At 74.6% G+C, this 24,811-nt stretch carries 19 protein-coding genes; 6 read left to right on the top strand and 13 right to left on the bottom strand.

The genetic code is table 11. The features are described from left to right. Nucleotides 1-104 precede the first annotated feature (104 nt). Nucleotides 105-1,628 carry a zinc-dependent metalloprotease gene (locus ACLWS4_RS26165; protein WP_074001562.1) on the top strand — a complete coding sequence of 508 codons (1,524 nt, stop codon included), beginning with the start codon at nucleotides 105-107 and terminating at the stop codon, nucleotides 1,626-1,628. Further along, nucleotides 1,625-2,224 carry an NUDIX hydrolase gene (locus tag ACLWS4_RS26160; protein ID WP_049660410.1) on the top strand — a complete coding sequence of 200 codons (600 nt, stop codon included), beginning with the start codon at nucleotides 1,625-1,627 and terminating at the stop codon, nucleotides 2,222-2,224. The genes ACLWS4_RS26165 and ACLWS4_RS26160 overlap by 4 nt, the downstream gene beginning before the upstream one ends. A gap of 102 nt (nucleotides 2,225-2,326) precedes the next feature. On the opposite strand, the gene ACLWS4_RS26155 is transcribed toward ACLWS4_RS26160, so the two are convergent. Next, nucleotides 2,327-3,064 (bottom strand): M48 family metallopeptidase, encoded by a 738-nt coding sequence (locus ACLWS4_RS26155; protein WP_079271877.1) that lies wholly within the window; start codon nucleotides 3,062-3,064, stop codon nucleotides 2,327-2,329. 255 nt (nucleotides 3,065-3,319) lie between these two features. On the opposite strand from ACLWS4_RS26155, the gene ACLWS4_RS26150 reads away from it, so the two are divergent. Together ACLWS4_RS26150 and ACLWS4_RS26145 are read left to right on the top strand one after the other, a co-directional pair. Beyond that, the gene (locus tag ACLWS4_RS26150; RefSeq protein WP_380782823.1) at nucleotides 3,320-4,408 is read left to right on the top strand and encodes a ThiF family adenylyltransferase; all 1,089 of its coding nucleotides are present in this window, start codon (nucleotides 3,320-3,322) and stop codon (nucleotides 4,406-4,408) included. 630 nt (nucleotides 4,409-5,038) lie between these two features. Next, nucleotides 5,039-6,466, top strand: coding sequence for an ABC1 kinase family protein (locus ACLWS4_RS26145; RefSeq protein WP_416875341.1), 1,428 nt, complete (start codon nucleotides 5,039-5,041; stop codon nucleotides 6,464-6,466). 165 nt (nucleotides 6,467-6,631) lie between these two features. On the opposite strand, the gene ACLWS4_RS26140 is transcribed toward ACLWS4_RS26145, so the two are convergent. From ACLWS4_RS26140 to ACLWS4_RS26125, 4 genes are all read right to left on the bottom strand, one after another. After that, a complete protein-coding gene (locus ACLWS4_RS26140; protein ID WP_416875340.1) occupies nucleotides 6,632-7,036 on the bottom strand; it encodes a hypothetical protein in 405 nt (134 codons plus the stop codon). Next, nucleotides 7,033-7,401 carry a WhiB family transcriptional regulator gene (locus ACLWS4_RS26135; protein WP_369808359.1) on the bottom strand — a complete coding sequence of 123 codons (369 nt, stop codon included), beginning with the start codon at nucleotides 7,399-7,401 and terminating at the stop codon, nucleotides 7,033-7,035. Before ACLWS4_RS26135 ends, ACLWS4_RS26140 begins: the two co-directional genes overlap by 4 nt. Nucleotides 7,402-7,571: 170 nt before the next feature. Further along, complete coding sequence (locus ACLWS4_RS26130) at nucleotides 7,572-8,027, bottom strand: hypothetical protein (RefSeq protein ID WP_416875339.1); 456 nt, start codon at nucleotides 8,025-8,027, stop codon at nucleotides 7,572-7,574. Nucleotides 8,028-8,286: 259 nt separating this feature from the next. Then, nucleotides 8,287-10,455 carry an ATP-dependent DNA helicase UvrD2 gene (locus ACLWS4_RS26125; RefSeq protein WP_074001561.1) on the bottom strand — a complete coding sequence of 723 codons (2,169 nt, stop codon included), beginning with the start codon at nucleotides 10,453-10,455 and terminating at the stop codon, nucleotides 8,287-8,289. 263 nt (nucleotides 10,456-10,718) lie between these two features. On the opposite strand from ACLWS4_RS26125, the gene ACLWS4_RS26120 reads away from it, so the two are divergent. Then, nucleotides 10,719-10,976: a mycoredoxin gene (locus tag ACLWS4_RS26120; RefSeq protein ID WP_049660517.1), complete on the top strand. Its 258-nt coding sequence runs from the start codon at nucleotides 10,719-10,721 to the stop codon at nucleotides 10,974-10,976. A 100-nt stretch (nucleotides 10,977-11,076) separates the two neighbouring features. Here ACLWS4_RS26120 and ACLWS4_RS26115 read toward each other — a convergent pair whose 3' ends face one another. The 6 genes from ACLWS4_RS26115 to ACLWS4_RS26090 form a co-directional block, all read right to left on the bottom strand. Then, entirely contained in the window at nucleotides 11,077-11,916 is an 840-nt protein-coding gene (locus ACLWS4_RS26115) for a GntR family transcriptional regulator (RefSeq protein WP_074001394.1), read from the bottom strand. Between the two features lie 210 nt (nucleotides 11,917-12,126). Next, nucleotides 12,127-13,068 (bottom strand): NAD(+) diphosphatase, encoded by a 942-nt coding sequence (nudC, locus tag ACLWS4_RS26110; protein ID WP_049656848.1) that lies wholly within the window; start codon nucleotides 13,066-13,068, stop codon nucleotides 12,127-12,129. 70 nt (nucleotides 13,069-13,138) lie between these two features. Next, nucleotides 13,139-14,542: a dipeptidase gene (locus ACLWS4_RS26105; protein ID WP_049656851.1), complete on the bottom strand. Its 1,404-nt coding sequence runs from the start codon at nucleotides 14,540-14,542 to the stop codon at nucleotides 13,139-13,141. A 134-nt stretch (nucleotides 14,543-14,676) separates the two neighbouring features. Further along, entirely contained in the window at nucleotides 14,677-17,544 is a 2,868-nt protein-coding gene (locus tag ACLWS4_RS26100; protein WP_387821871.1) for an FtsX-like permease family protein, read from the bottom strand. After that, nucleotides 17,541-18,278, bottom strand: coding sequence for an ABC transporter ATP-binding protein (locus ACLWS4_RS26095; RefSeq protein ID WP_375874192.1), 738 nt, complete (start codon nucleotides 18,276-18,278; stop codon nucleotides 17,541-17,543). The genes ACLWS4_RS26100 and ACLWS4_RS26095 overlap by 4 nt, the downstream gene beginning before the upstream one ends. A 189-nt stretch (nucleotides 18,279-18,467) precedes the next feature. After that, entirely contained in the window at nucleotides 18,468-19,094 is a 627-nt protein-coding gene (locus tag ACLWS4_RS26090; protein WP_049656855.1) for a PadR family transcriptional regulator, read from the bottom strand. Between the two features lie 79 nt (nucleotides 19,095-19,173). Between ACLWS4_RS26090 and ACLWS4_RS26085 the strand changes: the two genes are divergently transcribed. Next, nucleotides 19,174-20,145 carry an endonuclease/exonuclease/phosphatase family protein gene (locus ACLWS4_RS26085; protein ID WP_387821865.1) on the top strand — a complete coding sequence of 324 codons (972 nt, stop codon included), beginning with the start codon at nucleotides 19,174-19,176 and terminating at the stop codon, nucleotides 20,143-20,145. A 4-nt stretch (nucleotides 20,146-20,149) separates the two neighbouring features. On the opposite strand, the gene ACLWS4_RS26080 is transcribed toward ACLWS4_RS26085, so the two are convergent. Continuing rightward, nucleotides 20,150-21,361, bottom strand: coding sequence for a PP2C family protein-serine/threonine phosphatase (locus tag ACLWS4_RS26080; RefSeq protein ID WP_143204490.1), 1,212 nt, complete (start codon nucleotides 21,359-21,361; stop codon nucleotides 20,150-20,152). 191 nt (nucleotides 21,362-21,552) lie between these two features. After that, on the bottom strand, nucleotides 21,553-24,786 hold the full coding sequence (locus ACLWS4_RS26075; protein WP_416875338.1) for a UvrD-helicase domain-containing protein: 3,234 nt from the start codon (nucleotides 24,784-24,786) through the stop codon (nucleotides 21,553-21,555). Nucleotides 24,787-24,811: the final 25 nt, after the last annotated feature.

Raw genomic sequence — 24,811 nt, 5'->3', positions numbered from 1 at the left:
GGGCCTGCCGCGCGGGAGCCGCCCCGAGTCCCCCACTCCGCCGCCGCCCCGGGCGCAGACTTTCCCGCCACACCCGCATGACGGCCGACCGGATCGAGGACCCCGTGAGCGACCTTCCCTTCGGATTCGGCGTTCCGCCAGAGGAGCCCGAGGACGGCAAGGCCAAGCCCGACGACGCGCAGAAGAAGAAGGACCAGGAGCAGTCCGACAGCGGCCCGCAGCCGTTCGGCTTCGGGAGCGGCAACCCCTTCGGCGCGCTCTTCGGCATGCCCGGCGCCCCGGGCGGCCCCGGCGGCGCCGGTGCCGACAACCCCTTCGCCGCGATGTTCGGCGGCATGAACCCGGGCGACCTCGGCGCCGCCTTCCAGCAGCTCGGCCAGATGCTCTCCTTCGAGGGCGGCCCGGTGAACTGGGACCTCGCCACGAACATCGCCCGCCAGACCGTCGTCGCCGAGCCCGCCGAGGGCAAGAGCAAGGACCGCTCGGTCAGCGCGGCCGAGCGCTCCGCCGTCGCCGAGGCCGTCCGCCTGGCCGACCTGTGGCTCGACGGCTCCACCGAGTTCCCCTCCGGCGCCGGCACCGCCGTCGCCTGGAGCCGCGCCGAGTGGATCGAGGCCACCCTCCCGGTCTGGAAGGACCTGGTGGACCCGGTCGCCGAGCGGGTCGGCAACGCCATGGGCGGCGTCCTGCCCGAGGAGATGCAGGCCATGGCCGGCCCGCTGATGGGCGTGATGCGCTCGATGGGCGGCGCCATGTTCGGCACCCAGATCGGCCAGGCGCTCGGCGCGCTCGCCGGCGAGGTGGTCGGCTCCGCCGACATCGGCCTGCCGCTGGCCCCGGCCGGCAAGGCCGCGCTGCTGCCGCAGAACGTCGCCGAGTTCGGCGAGGGCCTGAGCGTGCCCGCCGACGAGGTCCGGCTCTACCTCGCCCTGCGCGAGGCCGCCCACCAGCGGCTCTTCGCCCACGTGCCGTGGCTGCGGGCCCACCTGCTGGGCGCCGTCGAGGCCTACGCGCGCGGCATCAAGGTCGACACCTCCCGGATGGAGGAGCTGGTCGGCCAGCTCGACCCCACCAACCCGGAGGCGCTCCAGGAGGCACTGGCCGGCGGCCTGCTCCAGCCCGAGGACACCCCCGAGCAGAAGGCCGCGCTCGCCCGCCTGGAGACGGCGCTCGCGCTGGTCGAGGGCTGGGTCGACGCCGTCGTGCACGCCGCCGCCGAGCCGCACCTGCCGCAGTCCGGCGCGCTGCGCGAGACCGTCCGCCGCCGCCGCGCGGCCGGCGGGCCCGCCGAGCAGACCTTCGCCACCCTGGTCGGCTTGGAGCTGCGCCCGCGCCGGCTGCGCGACGCCTCCCGGCTCTGGGCGCTGCTCGCCGACGCCCGCGGCATCGAGGGCCGCGACGCGCTCTGGGAGCACCCGGACATGCTGCCCACCGCCGCCGACCTGGACGACCCGGACGCCTTCGTCCACCGGGGCTCCGCCGACGACCTGGAGGGCGGCATCGACTTCGACGCGCTCGACAAGCTGCTCGGCGAGGCCGCGGCCGGCAAGCCCGACCTCACCAAGAAGGACGAGCAGCCGAAGACCGACGAGGACGGCACCGACGGGAAGGGCGAGCCCACCGCATGACAGCCACCGAGACGCCCGCCACCGAGACCTCCTCCGGCCTGCATGCGGACGCCGTCCGCGCGCTGAGCGGGTGGCGGCCCGCCGACCAGGACCAGGAGCGGCTGCGGCTCGACTACCTGGAGCACCTCGCCGCGCGGCCCGACGGCCTGTACCGCTCCTGCCTGCCCGCGCACATCACCGCGAGCGCGGCGGTCGTCGACCCGGCCGCCGGGCGGGTGCTGCTGACCCTGCACCCCAAGGTCGGCATGTGGCTCCAGATGGGCGGGCACTGCGAGCCCGGCGACCGCGACCTCGCCTCGGCCGCGCTGCGCGAGGCCGTCGAGGAGTCCGGCATCCCCGACCTGGTGCTGCTGGAGAGCGGCGGCACCCCGGTGCCGGCCAAGCTGGACCGGCACCTGGTGCGCTGCGCCGGCAAGGACCGGCCGGAGAACACCCACCTGGACGTCCAGTACATCGCGCTGGCCCCGGCCGGCGCCCAGGCGCTGATCAGCGAGGAGTCGCTGGACCTGCGCTGGTTCGACTACGACCGGCTGCCGGAGCTCACCGACCACTCGGTGCGCGACCTGGTGGCCCGGGCACGGCAGCTGACCGGCTGAGGTGCGACACCGGAAGGGGGCGCGGGCCATATCGGCCCGCGCCCCCTTCCGTCGTTCCTACAGTCGGACCGGCCCGCCCGTGGCTCCCGCTCCGCCGCGGCGTCAGTCGCAGGAGGCCGCCTGATCGGGCCCGGTCGGGCCCGGGGCGGCGTGCCGGGCGCCGGGGATGTGCGGCAGCCGGGCCGCGGAGACCACGCCCTCCAGGTAGCCGCGGGCCCGCTCGGTCCGCGGGTAGGCCTCCAGCAGGGCCCAGAACGCCGGGCCGTGGTCCGGCACCAGCAGGTGCGCCAGCTCGTGCAGCAGCACGTAGTCCAGCACGTACTCCGGCATGCCCTGAAGACGGTGGGAGAGGCGGATCGTCCCCTCGCTGGGGGTGCAGGAGCCCCAGCGGGAATTCTGGTTGGTGACCCAGCGGACCTGGCTGGGCCGGGCGCGGTCGTCCAGGTAGGAGGCCGACAGCTCGCGGGCCCGGGCCATCAGGGCCTCGTCCCCGGGGATCCGCCGGGACTCCTGGGCGGCGAGCTTCTCCAGCATCTGCGCGACCCAGCGCTGCTCCTCGGCGTGCGACATCCGGGCCGGGATCAGCACGATGGTGCGGTCGCCCTCGCGGTAGGCGGAGACCGTACGGCTGCGGCGGGCGCTGCGGCGCACCTCGACCCGGCTGCGGTCGTGCGCCTCGGGGGCCGTGGCACCGGCGGGCGGCGGCTGCGACGGGGCCGGCCTCGGCTGCTGCCGCTGGTCCGGGCGCCCGCGCGTGTTCGGCGCCGCGACCTGCGACCCGGACGCTGCGGGGGCACGCCGACGCGACGCCGGTGGATGGGAGTCCCGCTCGGCTGCCATGGCACACGACGTTACCCGGTACCACGGACAGAAGTCCGCTGCCATGGCCGGAATCTTTCATGGAGCGATCGGGAACGAAAAGTCGACGGGGGGTGTCCGGAAAGCGACCTCGGGGAGGATGGCCAGTTATCCACAGGGCGTGCGAACGGATGGGGTGATCATAAGCACAGACCTGTGGATAACTCTGCGCACGACATCGGCGTGATGGGGCAAGCTGCGGTCAGCCGTCCGGAAACGATCGGAAGGAAGATCGTCGTGCGCCTCGCCCTCAAGCCCGCGCTGTCCCGCAGCTGGCGGGACTCGGAGACCCTGCAGTTCGGCACCGTCACCCGGTTCGCCGGGGTGCTCGGCAACGCCGACAAGACCCTCTGCGACTTCCTCGCGCTGCTCGACGGGACGCGCGACCGACCGGAGCTCCTGAACGAGGGAGAACGCATCGGGCTCGGCCGCGAACCGGCCGACACCCTGCTCACCGGCCTGGAGGAGACCGGCCTGCTGGACGACGCGGAGGCCGGCCGCCGCGCGCTGGCCCGCTTCCCCGCGCAGCAGCGGGACCTGCTCGAACCGGACCTCGCCTCGCTCTCCCTGGTCCACTCCGGGCCGGGCGCCGCACCGGCGGTCCTGGGCCGCCGGGCCGACGCGCGGATCGAGGTGCGCGGCGCGGGCCGGGTCGGCGCCGCCGTGGCGGCGGTGCTCGCGGCGGGCGGCACCGGCACGGTCACGGTCGCGGACACCGGCCGGGTGAAACCCGGCGACTGCTCCCCCGCCGGGCTGCCGCCCGGGGACGTCGGCCGGCTGCGCTCGACGGCGGCCCGGGAGGCCGTGCAGCGCGCGGCGGGGCGGCCACCGGCGCCCGTGCCCCGCCGCCGGCCCGGGGACCCACCACCGGACTTCGTGGTCCTCGCGCCCCGGGACGGCAGTGCCGCCTTCGCGGGCGGGACGTACGAGGCCCGGCTGCTGCTGCGGGCCGGGGTGCCGCACCTCTACGTGGGCGTGGTCGAGGAGTTCGGCGTCATCGGGCCACTGGTGATCCCCGGGATGTCGGCCTGCGGGCACTGCCTGGTGCTGCGGCGGGAGGACGAGGACGCCGCCTGGCCGAGGGTCCTGGCCCAGCTGGCCGACGGAGGGCCCGGCCGGGCCCGTACCCCGGCCTGCGACACGGCGCTCGCGACGGCGGTCGCCGGCCTGGCGGCCCTGCACGTCCAGGTGTTCCTGGACGGCGGGCGCCCACCGAGCGTGGACGGCTGGTGCGAGGTCTCGGCCGGGGACGGCATGCCACGGCGCCTGCGGCTGCGCGGGCACCCGGACTGCGGCTGCCTCTGGCAGCCGCTGCCCCCGGGGTGAGGAACGGAGGAGGAGAAGAAGAACGAGTCTGACGGGAGCAGGCCCGGCGGCTGCACGGCTCGGCAGCCTCCGGCCTCCCCACGGGACCACGGGCACCCACCCGGCCGTACGAGCCGATGGCCGGGGTGGGCCCGCCGTCCCGACGAACCCCCGGCCGGGGCCGACAAGCCCCACGGGCGGGTGCGAGGCCTCCCATGGCCTGTGCCCTGCCCCGGGCAAGGCACAGGCCATGGCACGGCACGGGCACGGGCACAGACCGGGCACGGGCACAGACCGGCAGAGAGGACGGGGCGCCACCGCTCGGGGTACGAGGTGGGTGGGTTGTGGGTGCGGTGGGCGGTGGGCGGTGGGCGGTGGGTGGGGTGGGGGGAGGGGGGAGGGGCCCCGGGGAAGAGGGAAGCGAGCAGCATCACAACACCGCGCAGGAAGTCGGCCGAGCCGACTTCCTGCGCAGCAACCACCTGCCCCACCCCCACCCTCCCCGGACCAAGCCGCCCAACTCCCCGCAAAGGGAGGCCACTCTCCGCCCCGCCCCACGGAATTCCGAGGGGCACGCAGCAGGGAGCGGGCACAATGGCGTAGAGATGGTCGGCCGTCCGGAACCGGGGGGCCAGGGAATGGAGGCCCGGGGTGAGCGATCTTCCGCGCAAGGCAGTGACCCGCACGGCACGGCTCGCCGCCCTGCCGCTGGGGATAGCCGGTCGCGCCACGCTCGGCCTGGGCAAGCGGATCGGCGGCCGCTCCGCCGAGGTGGTCACCGCCGAGCTCCAACAGGCCACCGCGGACCAGCTGTTCAAGGTCCTCGGCGAACTCAAGGGCGGGGCGATGAAGTTCGGGCAGGTGCTGTCCGTCTTCGAGGCCGCGCTGCCCGAGGAGGTCGCCGGGCCGTACCGGGCGGCGCTCACCAAGCTCCAGGACGCCGCTCCCCCGATGCCCGCCGCCAAGGTGCACACCGCGCTCGCCCAGCGGCTCGGTGACGACTGGCGCGGGCTGTTCCGGGAGTTCGACGACCGGCCCGCGGCCGCCGCCTCGATCGGCCAGGTGCACAAGGCGGTCTGGCACGACGGCCGCACGGTCGCCGTCAAGGTGCAGTACCCGGGTGCGGGGGAGGCGCTGCTCGCGGACCTCTCGCAGCTGAGCCGGGTGGCCTGGCTGCTGGGCCCGCTGATCCCCGGGCTGGACATCAAGCCGCTGATCACCGAGCTGCGCGAGCGCGTCTCGGAGGAGCTGGACTACGAGCTGGAGGCGCAGGCCCAGCGCCGCCACGCCGAGGAGTTCACGGACGACCCGGACATCGTGGTGCCGGGCGTGGTGGCCCAGGCCGACCAGGTGCTGGTCACCGAGTGGATGGGCGGCACCCCGCTGGCCGAGGTGATCGCGGGCGGCACCCAGGAGGAGCGCGACCGTGCCGGGCAGTTGCTGGCCCGGTTCCTGTTCGCTGGCCCGTCCCGGACCGGCCTGCTGCACGCGGACCCGCACCCGGGCAACTTCCGGCTGCTGAAGGACGACGGCCCGGTGTCGGGCTGGCGGCTGGGCGTGCTGGACTTCGGCACGGTGGACCGGCTGCCCGGCGGGCTGCCGGCCCCGATCGGGGCCTCGCTGCGGATGGCGCTGGCCGGGGACGCGGCGGGCGTGCTCCGGATGCTGCGCGAGGAGGGCTTCGTGAAGCCCTCGGTCCGGCTGGACCCGGACGCGGTGCTGGACTACCTGCTGCCGATCATCGAGCCGGCCGCGGTGGAGAACTTCCACTTCACCCGGACCTGGATGCGGGCCCAGGCGGCCCGGATCGCCGACCCGCGCTCGCCCGCCTACAACCTGGGCAAGCAGCTGAACCTGCCGCCCGCGTACCTGCTGATCCACCGGGTGACGCTGAGCACCATCGGGGTGCTCTGCCAGCTGGGCGCCAAGGCACCGTTCCGCGCGGAGATGCTGGAGTGGCTGCCCGAGTTCGCCGGGCGGCCGTCGGCAGAGCGCGCGGAACCCGCCAACCCCGCCACCCCCACGAAGCCCGTGAAGCCCGCCAGGACCGCCGAACCCGCCCGGGTCCGCAAGGACTGACCCCCACACCGCGACAACGGCCGCAGGCCGCTCCCCCGACGACGGGGAGCGGCCTGCGGCACGACGGGGGTGGTTCAAGGTCCGACGGCGAACCGGTGTCCGGCCGTGGACCGGAGCCGGCGGGGGCCTGTCGAGGACGAGCCCCCGGGCCGACGGGGCCCTGCATCAGCGCTGTATCAGCGCGACGGCGAGCGCCTTACGGGCGCGCATCGAAGCCCGCTCGGCCCGCTGCCTGAGCTTGCGGGCCCGGGCGACCCGGCTGACGAGCCGTTGGTTCTCGGCCTCGTGCAGCCTGTCTTGCATATGGGCACGGGCCAGGGATTCGTGGAGGAGTTGCATCTCGAGGATCCTGTTCTGGGTCTGACGTTCGGTGGCCTGCTCGGCGCGGGCGGTGGGATCGACGGCGGCGGGGTTCATGTCGTGGTCCTGCTCGTGGTGCTTGCTCGGGGACGTGATGCGGGCTGCGGCGTCGGCCTTGGCGGCGGCGATCCGCACGGATCGGCGGAGGGCGCTGTCCAGCGGGGGCTGCTCTCCCCGGCGGACGACCCTGGCCTCGTGGGCGGGGTTCATGCCATGACCTCGGTCTTGCGCGGACGGCCACGGGGACGCTTGCGCGCCACCACGACGCCCTGGACGAACAGCTCGCCACCCCAGACGCCCCACGGCTCGCGCCGCTCCAGGGCGCCGGCCAGGCAGGCCTCCTTCACCGGGCAGGTGCCGCAGAGCGACTTCGCGTACTCGACGTCGGCCGGCGTCTCCGCGAAGAAGACCTCGGGGTCGAAGGCGCGGCAGGGGATGGGGAGACCGAGGGACTCGGCCTGCTCGATCGAGCTGAGCTGCATGGAAGGAACCTCCGGGGGGTCGGCCTGGTCGGCCTTGGTGATCTGGCTTGTCGGCGGTACGGACGGGGTGGGCGGTGTGATGACCGTGGACACTGTGGGCGTCTTCCTCGTCTTTTCTCAGTGGTTCCGGCCCAGGTGACTGGTGGTGCTGGGCCGGAGGCCCCGGAGGGCCTGGGTGGTCTTGCGTACCGGACAAAACAGAAGGGCCGCGGATCCCGGTGTGACGGGTTCCGCGGCCCTGGAGGTGCCGACCTGAGGCTGGCTCAGGTTCGTTCTCTCCAGGGTTCAGGGCCGCGGAAGGCCTGCATCCGGATGGCCTCGGCGCCCGTGAAGGCGGCCATGGCCTGGTTAATCTGCTGCTCGTTCTGCTTCTGGGCGTTTCCGGCACCGACGACCTGCGCATAGCCGCCATGCATGGCGACGGCTACTGCTGCCTTCGGTGCCTGGGTCGGTCGCTCGTCGCGCAGGGAGCACGACGTACCGAACGACGCCCAGTCACGGGACAGACCGGTCTCGACAAAGGTGCCTTCGAAGCTCCTGCCGCCCGTGAGGCACAGATCAGTGTGTCCAAGACCACTGACAACGGGAGCGGAGACACCGGTGGTGTCGAGACCCAGACCGGTTCCACCGAGCTCGGCGAGCGCCCGCAGACGGGCGGCACGCAGGGAGGCAGCGACAACGGTCTGGCCAGTCATTTTGGTGATCATGATGTTTCCCACTGTCTTCGCCTCCTCTCGGCGTCTCGCGGAGCCTGGTCTCCCTGGCTCCGAATGTTCGGATGTCTGTCTCGGTAAAGCTCTCGGGCGAGGGGCATCGGCACAGGTTTCACCCCGTGCGACCGCGTCCCCTTGACCGCTCCGGCAGGCTATTGCGCTCCCGGTACGCGGCGCAAACTATTTTTCACGCGAGTTCTTCGGCACGTCACACGACGGGTTCCGAAACCCTCGGAGCGGCCCCTGGGACCGCGCTCGGACCTGCTCAGGCCTGATCGGCCGGACCGCCGTCCTCGACGTCGTCCGGATCCTCCTCGGGCTCCTCCCCCGCACACAACGAGAGCACGGCGGCCCCGTACTTGTCCAGCTTCATCGCGCCGACCCCGGAGATGGCCGCCAGCTCACCGCGGCCGGCGGGCACGTCCTCGGCGATCGCCATCAGCGTGGCGTCGGTGAACACCACGTAGGCCGGCGCGCCCTGCTTCTTCGCCTGCCGGGCCCGCCACTCGCGCAGCCGCTCGTACAGCCCCTCGTCCATCGTGGACGGGCAGCTCTCGCAGCGGCGCAGCTTGCGCTCGACGGCCTCGGTGAGCACCTTGTCGCAGACCCGGCACTTGACCGGTCCGCGGGCCCGCCGCCCGGCGGAGCGCTCGCCGGGCTCGACGCCCCCCCGCCCGCCGCGCGCGCCGGTGCGCGCGCCCGGGGCGGCGGAGCCGGGGCGCAGCCCGTCCAGGAAGCGGGTCGGCTTGCGGCTGGCCCGGCCTCCCGGGGAGCGGGAGAGCGCCCAGGAGAGGCTGAGGTGCTTGCGGGCCCGGGTGACGCCGACGTAGAGGAGGCGGCGTTCCTCCTCGACCTGCTCGTCGGTCTTGGCGTAGATGATCGGCAGGGTGCCCTCGGTGAGGCCGACCAGGAAGACGGCGTCCCATTCGAGGCCCTTGGCGGCGTGCAGCGAGGCGAGCGTGACGCCCTCGACGGCCGGGGCGTGCTGGGCCGCGGCCCGGGCGTCCAGCTCGGCGACGTAGGCGGCGAGGTCGGTGGTCTGGCCGGCCGCGGTGCGGGTGCGCTCGAACTCCTCGGCCAGCCGGACCAGGGCGGCCAGCGACTCCCAGCGGTCCCGGACGGCGCCGGAGCCGGCCGGGGGGTCGGCGGTGAAGCCGCGGGTGGCCAGGACCGCGCGGACCTGGCCGGCCAGGTCGGGGGCGTCGTCGGTGAGCGGGTCGGAGGCGGCCCGGGCGGCGCCGCGCAGCAGCACGCCGGCGTCCCGGACCTCGGGGCGCTCGAAGAACCGTTCCGCGCCCTTGAGCTGGTAGGGCACGCCGAGGTCGGCGAGGGCCTGCTCGTAGACCTCGGACTGGCCGTTGGTGCGGAACAGCACGGCGATCTCGCTGGCGCGCACCCCGGCGGCGAGCAGGTCCTTGATCCGGCGGCCGGTGGTCTCGGCCTCGGTGGGCTCGTCCTCGTACTCGGTGTAGACCGGCTCGGGGCCGGCCTCGCGCTGGGAGACGAGCTCCAGGCGGTGCCGGGCGGCCTCGCCGCGCGCCTGGGCGAGCAGTCCGTTGGCGAGGTGGACGACCTGGGGGGTGGAGCGGTAGTCGCGGACCAGCTTGACCACCGTCGCCTCGGGGTGCCGGGTGCGGAAGTTGAGCAGGTAGTCGGGGGTGGCGCCGGTGAAGGAGTAGATGGTCTGGCTGGCGTCGCCGACGACGCAGAGGCTGGCGCCGCCGTCGGGGCCGGTCCACCGGTCGAGCAGGCGCTGCTGGAGCGGGGAGACGTCCTGGTACTCGTCGACGGTGAAGTGCCGGTACTGGGAGCGGACCTGGTCGGCGATGTCCGGGCGGTCTTCCAGGATGGCGGCGGTGAGCAGCAGGACGTCCTCGAAGTCCATGCTGCCGCGGCGGCTCTTGGCCTCCTCGTAGACGCGGTAGACCTGGGCGGTCTCGGCCGGGTCGCGGGGGGCCTCGCGGCCGGACTTGGCGACGGCCGCGGGGTAGTCCTCGGGGGCGATCTGGGTGACCTTGGCCCATTCGATCTCGGCGGTGAGGTCGCGCAGTTCGGTGCGCTGGACGCGCAGGCCGCAGCGGCCGGCGGCCTCGGCGACGAGCTGGACCTTGCGTTCCAGGAGCTGGGGGACGGGGCCGCCGACGGCGCGCGGCCAGAAGTACTGGAGCTGGCGCAGCGCGGCGGCGTGGAAGGTGCGGGCCTGGACGCCGTCGGCGCCGAGCTGGCGCAGCCGGCCGCGCATCTCGCCGGCGGCGCGGGCGGTGAAGGTGACGGCGAGGACCTGCTGGGGGTGGTAGACGCCGCTGCGCACGCCGTAGGCGATCCGGTGGGTGATGGCGCGGGTCTTGCCGGTGCCGGCGCCGGCCAGGACGCAGACGGGACCGTGCAGGGCGGTGGCGACGGCGCGCTGCTCGGGGTCGAGCCCGGCGAGCACGGCGTCCGGGCCCGTGTCGGCACCGGGGTCGGCCCAGGGGGAGCCGTGGGGGCCGTCGTAGGGGCTGCCGCTCAAGAGGTCTTCCTGCATGCGTTCCATCCTCTCAGCCCGGGGGGACATCGCGGACGGGGTTGTCCACAGGCCCGGTGCGATCGCAGGATGATCACTCCGCGCGACGGTCGACGGCGCTCCGGAATGTCCGCCGCCCGGTGGACGTTCCTGCCGGTGACCGTACGCCCCCCTCTTTCGAAGGAGCCCCCTCGATGTCCGGCACCGTGACGATGTACAGCACGACCTGGTGTGGGTACTGCAACCGACTCAAGAGCCAGCTGGACCGTGAAGGCATCGGCTACACCGAGATCAACATCGAGGAGGACCCGGCGTCGGCGTCCTTCGTCGAGTCGGTGAACAACGGGAACCAGACCGTCCCGACGGTGCTGGTGACGCCGGTGGGCGGCGGCGAGCGGGTCGTGATGACCAACCCGAGCCTGCTGCAGGTCAAGAAGGCCCTGGCGTCCTGACCCCACCGGGTCCACACCCGCCGGGCGCGAACCCGCCGGGCCCGGGCCCGACCGGCCCCGACCCGGGCCCGCGGGCCCGGGCCGCCGGGGCCGGCGCGCGTCACGGCGCGTCGGCCCGGGCCGGGTCGACGGGCGCGGCGGGCGCGGGCAGGGTGGTGCGGGCGCCGAGGTCGCCCACGCCGTAGACGAGCCGGCTGCGGTCGGCCGAGTAGCGGGTCTCGATGACCCGCACCGGCCCGCGCCGGTCGTAGGTGACGCGGGTCTGCACCATCAGCGGCACGCCGGGGCCGCCCTGGAACCACTGGGCCTCCTCGGGGCCCGGCATCCGCGCGACCAGGTGGTCCACCGCGCCGATCTCGGTGCGTCCGAGGGTGGCGAGCACCGCCTCGTCGCCGCCCTCGACGGGGTCGGGCTCCATCAGCGGGGTGCCGGCGGCGAGGCCGGCCCGGTAGTGGCTCTCCTCGATGGAGTACGGCTCGCGGTCGAGCAGCCGCAGCTGGCGGCGGACCACGATGGCCTCGCCGGGGCGCAGCCCGAGCCGTTCGGCGATGTCCACCCGGGCCCGGACGATCATCATCTCGAAGTCGGTGCCGAGTTCCCGCCCGGCTTCGGCGGCCTCGCCGAGGTAGACGTCGGAGGGCGCGGCGAGGCAGTCGCGCGGCGCGGGGGTCAGGCCGGGGCCGTAGGCGCGGTGGTCCAGGACGGGGTGTTCGCGCAGGTACGTGCCCTTGCCCTGGAGGCGGACCAGGCGGCCCTCGTTGACCAGGACGTCGACGGCGAGCCGGACGGTGTTGCGGGCGACGCCGTACTGGCGCTCCAGTTCGCTCTCGACCGGCAGGGCGGCGTCGGCGGTGAACTCGCCCTCGGCGATCCGGCGGCGCAGGTCGGCGGCGAGGCGCTGGTATTTGGGGGATTGGGCGGTGCCCCGGGGGATTGTCACCCTCGTGAATGTAGCGAGCGCGGTGAGCCGGTATCAGCCGTTTCCGGCAATATCGTCCGAGCGGGTTGAATGCGCCCCCGCGCCGACCCCTCCCGGTAGCAGAACTGGCCCGTCCGGATACGAACAGCTGGTCGTGGTGAATTCGGGAAGGGGTTGGAGAGAAAAAGGGGGGCGCATGGAATTGACCACGCGCCCCCCTTTCGTCCTGGATTACCAGCGCGCCGCCGAGGGCAGCGGCTCCCCGTACCAGAGCTCGACCAGGTGCCGGGCGATCGAGATGCCGGACGGCGGCAGGATCTCGCCCGCCTCCATCCCGGCGCGCAGCTCCTCGCGGGAGAACCAGCGCGCCTCGGCCAGCTCCTCGCCGTCCACGGTGATCTCGGTGCCGCCGGGCAGCGCCCGGCCCAGGAAGCCGAGCATCAGGCTGGACGGGAACGGCCAGGGCTGGCTGGCCACGTAGCGCACCTCGCCGACCTTGACGCCCGCCTCCTCGTGCACCTCGCGGGCCACCGCCTGCTCGATCGACTCCCCCGGCTCGACGAAGCCGGCCAGCGTCGACCAGCGGCCCTCCGGCCACAGCGCCTGGCGGCCGAGCAGGCAGCGGTCCTGCTCGTCGGTGATCACCATGATCACCGCCGGGTCGGTGCGCGGGTAGTGCTCGGCCGCGCAGGAGGTGCAGCGCCGCACGTGCCCGGCGCCGGCCTTCTCGGTCGGGTGCCCGCAGCGCGAGCAGAAGCTGTGCAGCCGGTGCCAGTGCTCCAGCGCCACGGCGTGCACCAGCAGCCCGGCGTCCCGGTCGGACAGCAGCCCGCCGACCTCGCGCAGCCCGGCCGGCCGGGCGTCGCCGTCCAGCCGCCCGGGCAGGCTCTCGCCGGCCAGCGCGAAGTACGAGACGCCGTCCTGGTCGGTGCCGAGGAAGTACCGGTCGCCGGTCTGCGGGGCCTCGAAGGAGGGCATCAGCACGAGTTCGGTGCCCTGCGCGGTGTCGACCACGAACGCCTCGCCGCCGGCGATCGGCAGGACCCGGGTGTTCGGGTGGCTCCAGGCGGCCGCCAGCCAGGGCTCGTCGAGGCGGTGCTCGGCCGCCCGGTCCACCCCGGACCGGGCCAGGGCCAGGGGCAGCGGGCGCTCGGTCTCAGGCACGGTGCTCACGTCTGTTCCATCCCCACGTGGTGAATCATCCGGATGAGTGATCTGGCTGCCATGGTGCGCGCGGTGGGCGTCATGCCCCCGGCCGGAAGTTCTCGGCCAGGTCGCCCCAGAGGTACGCGGCCGTCTCCACGCCCTTGGCCAGCAGGTCCAGCTCGACCTTCTCGTTGACCGAGTGCCAGCCGTCCGAGGGCACCGAGATGCCGAGGAACAGCACCGGCGCGCCCAGTGCGTCCTGGAGGTCGGCGGCCGGGCCGGAGCCGCCCTCGCGGGTGAAGAGGATCTTCTGCTCGAAGGCCCGCCCCATCGCCCGGACGGTGGACTGGAGCGCCGGGTGGTCCAGCGGGGTCAGGCAGGGCCGGGTCGCGCCGGGGAAGACCAGCTCGTACCGGACGCCCTCGGGCACCCGCCCGGCCACCCAGTCCCGCACCGCCTCGCGGACCTGCTCCACCTCCTGCCCGGCGACCAGCCGGAAGGACAGCTTGAGGTGCGCCGAGGCGGGGACGATGGTCTTGCCGCCGGGGCCGGTGTAGCCGCCCCAGATGCCGTTGACCTCGGCGGTCGGGCGGGCCCAGATCCGCTCCAGGGTGGAGTAGCCGGCCTCGCCGCGGGTGCCGTACGACTTGGCGACCCGCAGCCACTGCTCCTCGTCGAAGGGCAGCTCGGCGAACAGCTCGCGCTCGGTCTCGGTCAGCTCGACGACGCCGTCGTAGAAGCCCGGGATCGCGACCCTGCGGTCGGCGTCGTGCAGGGCGGCGGCCAGCTCGGCCGCGACCTGGGCCGGGTTGGGGACGGCCCCGCCGAAGGAGCCGGAGTGGATGTCGGTGTCCGGCCCGTACAGGTCGATCTGGGCGTCGGCCAGGCCGCGCATGCCGGTGCAGACGGTCGGCGTGGTCGCGGACCACATGCCGGTGTCCGAGATGACGACCACGTCGGCGGCCAGCCGCCCGGCCTCGCGCCGGACCAGGTCGGCGAAGTTCGGCGAGCCGGACTCCTCCTCGCCCTCGATCAGCAGCTTGAGGTTGACGGCCGGCGCGGTGCGGCCGGTGGCGGCCAGGTGGGCGCGCACCCCCAGGGTGTGGAAGAACACCTGGCCCTTGTCGTCGGCGGCGCCGCGCGCGTACAGCCGGCCGTCGACCACGGTCGGGGTGAACGGCTCGGTGTCCCAGCCGTCCTCCCGGGCCGCGGGCTGCACGTCGTGGTGCCCGTAGACCAGGACGGTCGGCGCGGACGGGTCCCCGGAGGGCCACTCGGCGAACACCGCCGGCAGTCCGTCGGTCTCCCACACCTCGGCGACCGGGAAGCCGGTCTCCCCCAGCTTGGCGGCCAGCCACTCGGCCGAGCGCCGCACCTCGCCGGCCCGGGCCGGGTCGGCGGAGACGGAGGGGATGGCCAGCCACTCGGAGAGGTCGGCGAGGAACGCGGCCTGGTGCTGGTCGATGTAGGAGCGGACGACGCTGTCCGGGGTTCTCGTCATACCGACGACTGTAGTTCGCCCGTGCGGGTGCCCGCCCCGGCCGTCCGGCTGCCGGGCGTTCCCGGCTCTGTAACATGCGTCACCCCCGCCGCGGCAGGGGTGCGCGACGGGGGTGACGGACGGGTGCGCCGGGCTCAGCCCGAGCGGCGCAGCAGGGTGATCCGCGAGCGGGTCATCACGGCGGCCAGGCCGGCCGCGAGCAGCGGCAGCAGCACCACGGTGGCGGCGATGGTGGGCCACGGGAAGACCACGATCGCCTTGTTGGCCAGCTCGGCGGCGCTCATCCCGGGGTAGCCGCCCGTCGCGGCCTCGACCTTGCGCAGCGCCACCCCCGGCACCACGCCGCAGACCGCGCCGAGCAGGGCGCCCATGGCGGCGATCACCCCGCACTGGAAGCCGGACAGCGAGCGCCGGATGCGGGGTTCGGCGCCGACCGCCGCGAGGGTGGTCAGGTCGCGCTGGGAGTCGGCGGCGGCCAGTCCGGTGGCGATGCCGGCCGCGCCGAGGGCGACGATGGCGGCGAAGACGTTCAGGCCGAGCTGGACCAGTCCGGCCCGGGACTCGTAGCCGCGTTCGATCTTGAGCATCGTGTGGTCGGTGAGCTTGGCCATCGCGCCGTCGGCCTTCTGCTGGGCGCCGTCGGAGGGCATCGCGGCGGGCAGCCAGACCGAGCCGGCCGGAGCGGTGGCGAAGCCGAGCCGGGCCGCGGTGGCCGGGCTGACCACGGCCTGGCCCGGGGCCGGCACCGAGGAGTCGACGAGGACGGCGTCCACGGCGATCTCGGTGGTGACCGGCTTCTCCCGGGAGTTGCCGCTCGAATCGGGGTGGACCGGCAGGGTGTACTGGAGGGCGAGCTTGCCGTCCTTGAGGTACCGGGGGTCGAACACCACGGCCTTGCCGGCCGCGAGGGCCTGGCCGGCCCCCTGGTCGGTGACGCCGTAGAGGTTGCGCAGCAGGGTGGCGTCGCCGGCGACCAGCGCGGTGTACGGGGTGCTGCGGCGGTTGTCCGACTTGCAGCGCGGGTCCGTCCCCATGATCCGGTAGTGCTCCGCGGGGTCGAGCTCGTTGGTCGGGTCGAGGGCGGGGCAGCGGTCCGCCTTGGGCACCTCGACCCTGATGTAGCCGCAGAAGCTGCCGTCGGGGCAGTTGCCCTTGGGCTCGACGCGCTGGACGTCGGCGCGCTGGCCGAGGTCGGGGATGCTGCGTTCGACGGCCTCGCGCGCCTGCGGCAGCAGCTTGCTGTCGGCGTCGGTCATCCAGCCGCTGCCGAGCATCACGGCCTTGGAGGGCCCGGAGGCGACGTAGTCGCGCCGGTTCTGCTCCTCGTAGCTGGCCATGTAGACGCTGACCGCGACGGAGCCGGCGACGGCGGCCATCACGGCGGCCACGGCGGGCGCGGTGCGGCCGCGGTGGCGCACCGAGTCGCGCAGGGCGAGCCGGGGGCCGAGCGAGAGCCAGCGGCCGAGCCGGCCGAAGAGCCCGACCAGGTAGGGCGTCAGGACGACCATGCCGAGCTCCGCGACGACCGAGCCGCCGAGGACGGCGACGCTGCGGTTGCCGATGCCGCTGGTCGCGCCGAACAGGGCGAGGGCGGCGCCGCCGCCGAGCATCAGCAGACCGAGGACGGCGAGCTTGCGGCTCGGCGGCTTGAGCGTGTCGCGGCCGGTCAGCGCGGCGACGACGTCCTGGCGGGAGGCCTGGACGGCGGGCACGACGGCGGCCAGCAGGCCGGTGACGAGACCGACCAGGAGGATGCCGAGCAGGTCGAGCGGCTGCAGGTTGAAGTGGCCGAAGCGCTTGCCGGAGTAGTCCTCGGCGCTGGTGCGCAGCAGGGCGACCAGGCCGACGCCCAGGCCGAGGCCGACCAGGGCGCCGGTGACGCCGAGGACGATGCCGCCGCCGAGCACGACCGAGCGGACGTTGGCGCGTTCACCGCCGGCCGCGGCCAGCAGCCCGAGCTGCCGCCGCGAGCGCCGTGCGCCGACGGCGAAGGCGGGGCCCGCGAGGAGGACGATCTCCAGCAGGGCCATGCCAACGACGGTGGCGAGGATGACGACGTCGGTCCGGTTGAGGTAGGAGGTCTCCTCGCCGCCGCGCGACTTCTGCTCGACGTAGTAGGGGACCTCGGCGCGGGCCGGCGGGTCGAGCAGGACGGCGCGGGAGGTCACGGTGAAGCCGTACTCGTTGACCTCCTTGACCTTGTTCCAGTCGAGCGCGGCCCCGGCCGGGAGCTTGACGAGCCAGCGGGAGGTCTCGGTGCCGGCCTCGCGGGCGTTGTCCGTCCTGGTGGCCTTGGCGAGCCGCTCCAGCAGGGTGCCGGGGCGGGCGGTCAGTTCGGTGGCCCGCAGCTCACCGGGGTACTCGTAGACACCGCTGATGGTGAAGGGAGCGGACTCCAGGCCGCGGACGGCGGTCTTGTCGCCGACCTTGAGGCCGGAGCGCTTGAGGAAGTCCGTGGTGACGGCGGCCTCGGTGTCGGCGGCCGGGGCGCGGCCCTGGACCAGGTTCACCCGGCCCTGCCAGACCGGGTCGGTCAGGTCGGCCTCGCCGACCCGGGTGCTGAGCAGGCCCTGGGCGCTGCTCGCGGCGGTGTACGGGCCCGAGAGCTCCGGCACCAGGACGGCGCCGGCCGGGAGCAGCTGGCGGGCCAGCTCGGCGGGGGCGGTGTCCAGGGAGCGCCGCTGGACGGGGGTGTACGCGGGGGCTTCGCCCTCCTTGGCGTCGTCCTTGGGGTCCTTGACGGTGAAGCCCTTGTCGGGGTCCGGCGCCTGCTTGACGGTGGAGCCGGCCTCGACCACGCTCAGCTCGCCGGCGGCCTGGCCGATGAGCCGCGCCACCTGTTCGGTGGGCGTGAGCTCGGCGCTGCGGAAGACGACGTCGGCGCCGGTGACGCCGAGGACGGGCAGGGCGACCATCGCGATGACGAGGGCGCTGCGGCCCTTGGCGCGCAGGGCGTCGCGGCGGGCTATGCGCAGGGCGACCCGCCAGGCGCTGAGCTTCACTCGTCCACCTTCAGGCTGTTGCCGGCGGCGGTGACGAGCAGGCTGGCGGCGTCCTGGCTGACGGACTCGTCGACCATCCGGCCGTCGCGCAGGAAGACGACCCGGTCGGCCCAGGCGGCGTGCCGGGCCTCGTGGGTGACCATCATGGCGGCGGCGCCGGCGTCGCAGCGGGCGCGCAGGACGGCGAGCACGGCTTCGCCGGTGGTGGAGTCGAGGGCGCCGGTGGGCTCGTCGGCGAGGACGAGGCGGCGGTCGCCGATCAGGGCGCGGGCGATGGCGACGCGCTGCTGCTGGCCGCCGGACATGTCGTCGGGGAACCGGTCGGCGAGCTCGGGGATGCCGAGCTCCTCCAGGGCGACGAGGGCCTCGCGGCGGGCGGCGCGGGTGGACAGCCCGTCGAGTTCGCGCGGCAGCGAGATGTTCTCGGCGGCGGTGAGCGCCGGGATCAGGTTGTAGTCCTGGAAGACGTAGCCGACGGAGCGGCGGCGGACCTGGGCGAGCTTCTTGCGGTTGAGGCCGCCGAGGGCGACGCCCTCGACCAGGACCTGGCCGCCGCTCGGGGTGTCCAGGCCGCCGGCCAGGGTGAGCAGGGTCGACTTGCCGGACCCGGAGGGGCCCATGACGGCGACGAACTCGCCGGGGTGGACCTTGAGGTCGACGCCGCGCAGGGCCTGGACCTCGGCGGCGCCGTGGCCGTGGACCCGGGTGACGTTCTCCAGGTGGAGCACCGGCATCTGCCGGGCCTCTTGGGTGTGGGACACGAATTCCCCCCTTGTGCTGGGTGTGGGCTCGGAGTCGGGCCGAGCCTGGTGGTTCGGGTGGCGCGCGGACTCACGCGCGCGGACTCAGGCGGTGGGCTCGAGCGGTGGGCTCGGGCGGTGGGCTCGGGCGATGCGCTCGGGCGATGCGCTCGGGCGGTGGGCTCAGGCCCGCAGGCGGCGGCCGCGTTTCGCGGGCGCGCCGTCGTCGCGGGCGGCCTCGGCGGTGCGGGCCTGCAGGAGTTCGGCCTGCTGGGCGAGCCGGGTCTCGCAGTGGTCGAGCCAGCGGATCTCCGCTTCGGTCTGGAAGATCAGCTGGTCGAGGACGAGCAGCCAGGCGAGGTCGTTGCTGGCGGAGGGCACCACGCCGGGGCGCTTCTCGCCGGCGAGGGCGCGGCCCTTGAGCCGGGTGTAGTCCTGGAGCGCCTTGATGCTGTGCCGGCGCTGGCCCTGGACGACGGCGGAGACGTCCACTCCGGGGACGGTGACCGCCATGGCGAGCTTGATCGCCAGTTCGTCGCGCGGGGGGTTGGTCCGGGGCACCGGGGTGTCGAACCAGGACCGCAGCTCCTCCCGGCCGGCGTCGGTGGCGGCGTAGAACTGGTGGCCCTCGCCGTCCTCCCCCGCCGGCTCGACCAGCCCGTCGCGCTCCAGTCGCGACAGCGTGGTGTAGACCTGCCCGACGTTGAGCGGCCAGGTGGCGCCGGTGCGCGCCTCGAACTCGGTGCGCAGCTGGTAGCCGTAGCGCGGGCCCTGGTCGAGCAGGGCGAGCAGACCGTGACGGATGGACATACCGAGTATGTATACCCGGTATGCCCTACCGCCTCAAGCCGGGCCCCCCTCCCCCGGGGACCGGGTACCGTCGTGCGGTGTGAGCCAGTTGCGCATCGCCACCTTCAATCTGTTGCACGGACAGCCGCTCGCCCCGGACGGCGCGCCGCGGCCCTACCCGTCCGACCCCGGCGGGCCGTTGGCCGAGGCGGTGGCCGCGCTGGACGCCGACGTGCTGGCGCTCCAGGAGGTGGACCGCCACCAGGCGCGCTCCGGCCTCACCGACCAGGCGGCGGTGGCCGCCGCGGCGATGGGCGCCAAGGACTGGCGCTTCGCCGCCGCGCTGCACGGCCGCCCGGCGCCGGTGGCGGGCTGGGTGCCGGAGCCGTCCGGTCCGGTCGGCCTGCGGGTATACGGGCCGGACGAGGTCGGCGACGGCGCCGCGCCCTCGTACGGGACGGCGCTGCTGACGAGGCTTCCGGTGCGGCACTGGCGGGCCCGCCGGTTCGCCCCGGCCCCGTTCGGGCTGCCGCTGCGGGTGGCCGGGCGGCGCGGGCTGACCCCGGTGCCGGACGAGCCGCGGGCGGCGCTGGCGGCCGTCCTGGAGGGCGAGCACGGGCCGTTCACCGTGGTGGCGGCGCACCTGTCCTTCGTCCCCGGCTGGAACATGGCGCAGCTGGCCGGCATCCGGCGCTGGATCGCCGACCTGCCCCGGCCGTACCTGGTGCTGGGCGACTTCAACCTGGTCGGCGCCGTGCCGCGGACGGTGCTCGGCGGGGCGACGGCGCTGGAGCGCACCGCGCCGCGGGCGCGGGTGCGCGAGCTGCGGGCGGCCCGGCGGGCCCGGCCCGCGCTGACCGAGCCGCGCCGGCGCCGGGTGCGCGAGCCGCGGCCGCGCCTGCAGGGCTGGTACGACCTGGCGCGCACGCCGACCTACCCCTCGCACCGGCCCGCGGTGCAGTTCGACCACGTGCTGGCGATCGGTGTGCCGCGCACGGCGGTCGGCCCGGCGGCGGCGCCGCGCGCGGTGGTGTCGGACCACCGCCCGCTGCTGGTCGAGGTGTCCCTGTAGGGCCTCAGTGGCGCGCCAGGACCCCGGCCTGCTGCGGGAGGTGGACGGTGGCCGCGCCCCGGGGCGCTCCGGGCCCGAGCGCGGGCGGCGGGTCGAACTGGAGCAGCAGCATGGCCGCGTCGTCGCCGAGCTGGCGCCCGACGTGGCGCACCACGTCCTCGTGCAGGCGCTGCAGGACGTCGGCCGGGCGGCCGGCGGCGCAGCGCGGGAGGCGTTCGGCGAGCGGGTAGAAGACGCCGGCCCGGTCGCGGGCCTCGATCACCCCGTCGGTGAACAGCAGCACCCGGTCCTCGCCCTGGAGCAGCAGCCGGTGCACCGGCGGGCGGACGTCGGCCGGGTCGAGGACGCCCAGCGGCGGTACGGTCTCGGCGAGTTCGAGCGGGCTGACCTCGCCGCCGCGCAGCAGCAGCGGGGCCGGGTGGCCGCAGTTGACGATCTCCGCGGCGCCGTCGGGGCGGACGCCGATCAGCACCAGGGTGACGAACTCCTCCTCCACGCCCGGGTGGTCGTTCTCGTGCAGGGCGCGGTCGAGGCTGACGGCCAGCCAGCCGGCCACCCGGTCCAGGGCGGCCTCCTGGTGGGCGGCTTCGCGGAAGGCGCCGAGCACGGCGGCGGCCGTCTCCACCGCGCCGAGGCCCTTGCCGCGGACGTCCCCGACCACGGCCCGCACCCCGTGCCGGGTGTTGACCACCTCGTAGAGGTCGCCGCCGATCCGGGCGTGCGCGGCGGCGGCCTCGTAGTGGACGGCCGCCCGGACGGTGCCGACCCGTTCGGGGACGGGCCGCAGCAGCACCCGGCGGGCGATCGAGGCGACCAGCTGGGCGTCGGCCAACGCCTGTTCCTGGCGCAGTCTCAGGGTGGCGCTGACCCAGCCGATCGCGGCGACGAGCAGGATCGCGAAGACGCTGGCGGCGTGCACGGACTCGCCGAGCGTGTCGCTGCGGAAGGCCATCAGGAAGGCCGCCGCCTCGGTGCCCAGACCGATGGCGAGCGGGTACCAGGTTCGGCGGCTGACCACGGCGGCCAGCGCGGGTACGGCGGTGAGGGCCGGTTCGACCGTCACCTCGGTGCCGCTGAGGTAGTCGAGGGCGACGATCAGCACCATGCCGATGAACGGCAGCGCCAGCGCCGTCCTCGGCCAGGTGCCGGTCGCGCGCGGAGCGGGCCCCGGTGTCGGCCCGGTGAACCGCTCTCTGATCCATCCGGTCGCGCTCAACTTCGGTCTCTCCAGCAGAAGACGCCGATGCCCGAGGGCACCTGCGGTGATGACTGAGGGTCAGGGAATACGGGCCTCGCTGGCGGCCGGAGCACGGGGGTTGACCGGTTACCGACCCCACAATAGGCGCGAAACGTGCATGACGCACAGGTTTCGGGCACTGGCGTGATGACTTGGATGCTCTGTGTGACTCAATGGTCACTGTTCCCGATCAGGAGCCGTTCCAACTCTTTTCGGTCGGGAAGTCCTGCGGGACGGACGATCCGTCCGCTGCGGACGTACAGGAAGGAAGCCGTGACCTGCTCGGGATCGACGCCCGCGTGCTCGGCCCAGGCCAGCCGGTAGACCGCGAGCTGCAACGGGTCGGCGGTCTCCTCCCGGTGGGTCTTCCAGTCCACCACTTCGTAGCGTGACGCACCACCGGATTCCGACAACGCGTCATCTTCCCGGTAGACCGCGTCGATCCGTCCCCGCACCACCCGTCCCGCCAGCACCAGCTGGAACGGCGCCTCCACCCGGTGGGGCTTGCGCTGCGCGTACGGGGTGCGCAGGAACGCCTCCTTGAGCCGCTCCAGGTCCTGCTCGTCCTCGATGCCGTCGTCGTCGGCGCCGGGCAGCGCGCCGGGCTCGACCAGCAGCAGCGGCTCGATCCGGGACTGCACCCAGGCGTGGAAGCGGGTGCCGCGCCGGGCCGCCGGCTGCGGGGGGCGCGGCATCGGACGGGCCAGCTCGTGCGCGAAGCCGTCCGGGTCGGCGGCGAGGCGCAGCAGCTGGGTGGCGGACAGCGAGGCGGGCAGCGGAACGTCCCGCGCGGTGCGCCGGGAGCGCTCCAACTCGCCCAGCAGCGCGGTCAGATCGCGGTCCCAGGAGGCGACCTGGCGCTGGTCCTCGGAGGTCAGCTCCTCGGCCTCGGGGGCCGCCGCGCCCGCCACCCGCGCGCGCACCACCTCGGCGACCCGGCGGCGGGCGTGCTGGGCGGCCGGGTCCAGCGGCAGCGGCCAGGGGCGCTCGACCGGGGAGGCCAGCGCCGGGTTCTCGGCGCCCTTCTCCGGCTGCTCGGCCCAGTGCTCGACCTCGCCGGCGCCGGGCCGCTCGCAGTGCTCGCGCAGCCGCTCCAGGAAGTCGGACGGGCCGCGGACGGTCTTCTGGCTCGGCCCCCACCAGTGCCCGGAGGCCAGCAGCAGCGACCGGGGGCGGGTGAACGCCACGTAGCCCAGGCGCAGTTCCTCGACGGCGGAGTGCTCGGCCAGCTCCTTCTTGAAGGCCGTCATCGACTTCCCGTTCCACCCGCCGCGCACGTCGGGCAGCGTTTCGGCGTCGCCGCGCAGGGCGTGCGGGAGCACGCGCTTGGTGCTCGTCCAGCGTTCGCGCGGGCTGGACGACGGGAACGCGCCCCGTACCAGGCCGGGAACGGCGACCACGTCCCACTCCAGGCCCTTGGACTTGTGCGCGGTGAGCACCTTCACGGTGTCCTCGCCGCCGGGCAGGCTGCTGTCCAGGCCGCGCTCGTACTCCTGGGCGGCGCGCAGGAAGCCGAGGAAGGCGGCGAGGCCCGGGTCGCCGTCGAGGTCGGCGAAGGAGGCGGCGACGTCCAGGAAGGCGTGCAGGGTCTCCCGCCGCCGGGCGGCCAGGGCCTGTGGGGAGGCGGCGAGTTCGACCTCCAGGCCGGTGACGGACAGCACCCGGTGCAGCACGTCCATCAACGGGTCGGCGAGCGAGCGGCGCAGGTCGCGCAGTTCGGCGGCGAGCCGGGCGAAGCGCACCCGCGCCTCGGCGGAGAACGGCAGGTCGTCGGACTTCCCCTCGTCGCCGGCCGAGGCGTCGAGGAAGGTCTCCACCGCGTCGGCCAGCGAGACCACCTCGGTCGGGTCGGCCTCGGCGACGGCCGCGGCCAGCGCCTCGACGCCCTCGGGGTGGTCGGTGCGCACCAGGTCGGCGGCCCGGCGGCCGAGCAGGGCGAGGTCGCGCGGGCCGATCCGCCAGCGCGGGCCGATCAGCAGGCGCACCAGCGCGGCGTTGGCGGTCGGGTCCTGCAGCACCTCGCAGACCGCCACCAGGTCGGCCACCTCGGGCAGCTGCAGCAGCCCGCCGAGGCCGACCACCTCGACCGGCACCTCCCGGGCGACCAGCGCGGCGTGGATGTCCGGGAAGGCCGCGCCGCCGCGGCACAGCACGGCGATCCGGCCGGGCGCGGTGCCGGTGCGCACCAGGTGGGCGATCGAGTCGGCCAGCCAGTCGACCTCCTCGGTGTGGGTGGGCAGCAGCGCCGCGCGCACGTAGCCGTCCCGCTCGGCGCCGGGGGCCGGGCGCAGCGCCTCCACGCCCTCGTGCATCTCCCGCAGCGGGGCGGCGAGTTCGTTGGCGAAGGCGAGCAGGCGGCCTCCGCTGCGGCGGTTCTCGCTGAGCGCGTAGCGGTCGGCGGGGCGGCCGTCGGCCTTCGGGAAGTGCCGGGGGAACTCGTCGAGGTTGGCCACCGAGGCGCCGCGCCAGCCGTAGATCGCCTGGCAGGGGTCGCCGACGGCGGTCACCGGGTGGCCGCTGCCGGTGCCGGTTCCGTCGCCGGGGGCGCCGAACAGGCCGGCGAGCATCAGCCGCTGGGCGACCGAGGTGTCCTGGTACTCGTCCAGCAGCACCACCTTGAACTGGCCGCGCAGCAGCTCGCCGACCTCCGGGCGCTGCTGGGCGAGGCGGGCGGCGGCGGCGATCTGGTCGCCGAAGTCCATCAGCCCGGCGGAGCGCTTGCGGCGCCGGTAGTCCTCGACGAGGCGCAGCAGTTCCAGCCGGGCCCGGGCGGTGGCCGGGACGGCCCGCAGGTCGTCGTTGGTGAGCTTGACGGTGGCGAGGGTGTCCAGCAGCCGTTCGTCGAACTCGCGCAGGGTCTGCGGCTCGACCAGGTGCTCGGCGAGCTCGCCGTCCAGTGCGGTCAGGTCGGCGACCAGGTTGGCGAAGGTGCCGGTGAGGGCGGGGAACGGGCCGCGGGCGGTGCGCAGCACCTTGGCGGCGAGCTGGAAGCGGGTGGCGTCGGCGAGCAGCCGGACGTCCGGCTCGATGCCGATCCGCAGGCCGTGCTCCTTGAGCAGGCGGCCGGCGAAGGCGTGGTAGGTGGAGATCTCCGGGTCGCCGAGCGGCTCGGCGCCGTCCCGGTCGACGACCCCGGCCCGCAGGAGGGAGGCGCGCACCCGCTCGGAGAGCTCGCCGGCGGCCTTGTTGGTGAAGGTGAGGCCGAGCATCTCCTCGGGCCGGACCGCGCCGGAGCCGACCAGCCAGACCACCCGGGCGGCCATCACCGTGGTCTTGCCGGAGCCGGCGCCGGCGACGATCACGGCCGGCTCCAGGGGGGCTCCGACCGCCGCCATCTGCTCCCGGTTGAACGGGATGCCGAGCAGCTCCTTGAGCTGGTCGGGATGGCTGAGCACGGCGGTCACCCCGCAACCGTAACCGGAGCGTCGG

This window comes from Kitasatospora sp. SC0581, from assembly GCF_048159585.1.
GTDB lineage: Bacteria > Actinomycetota > Actinomycetes > Streptomycetales > Streptomycetaceae > Kitasatospora.
Note: the sequence above shows the minus strand (reverse complement) of the source record. Positions and strands in the feature narration are given on the sequence as shown.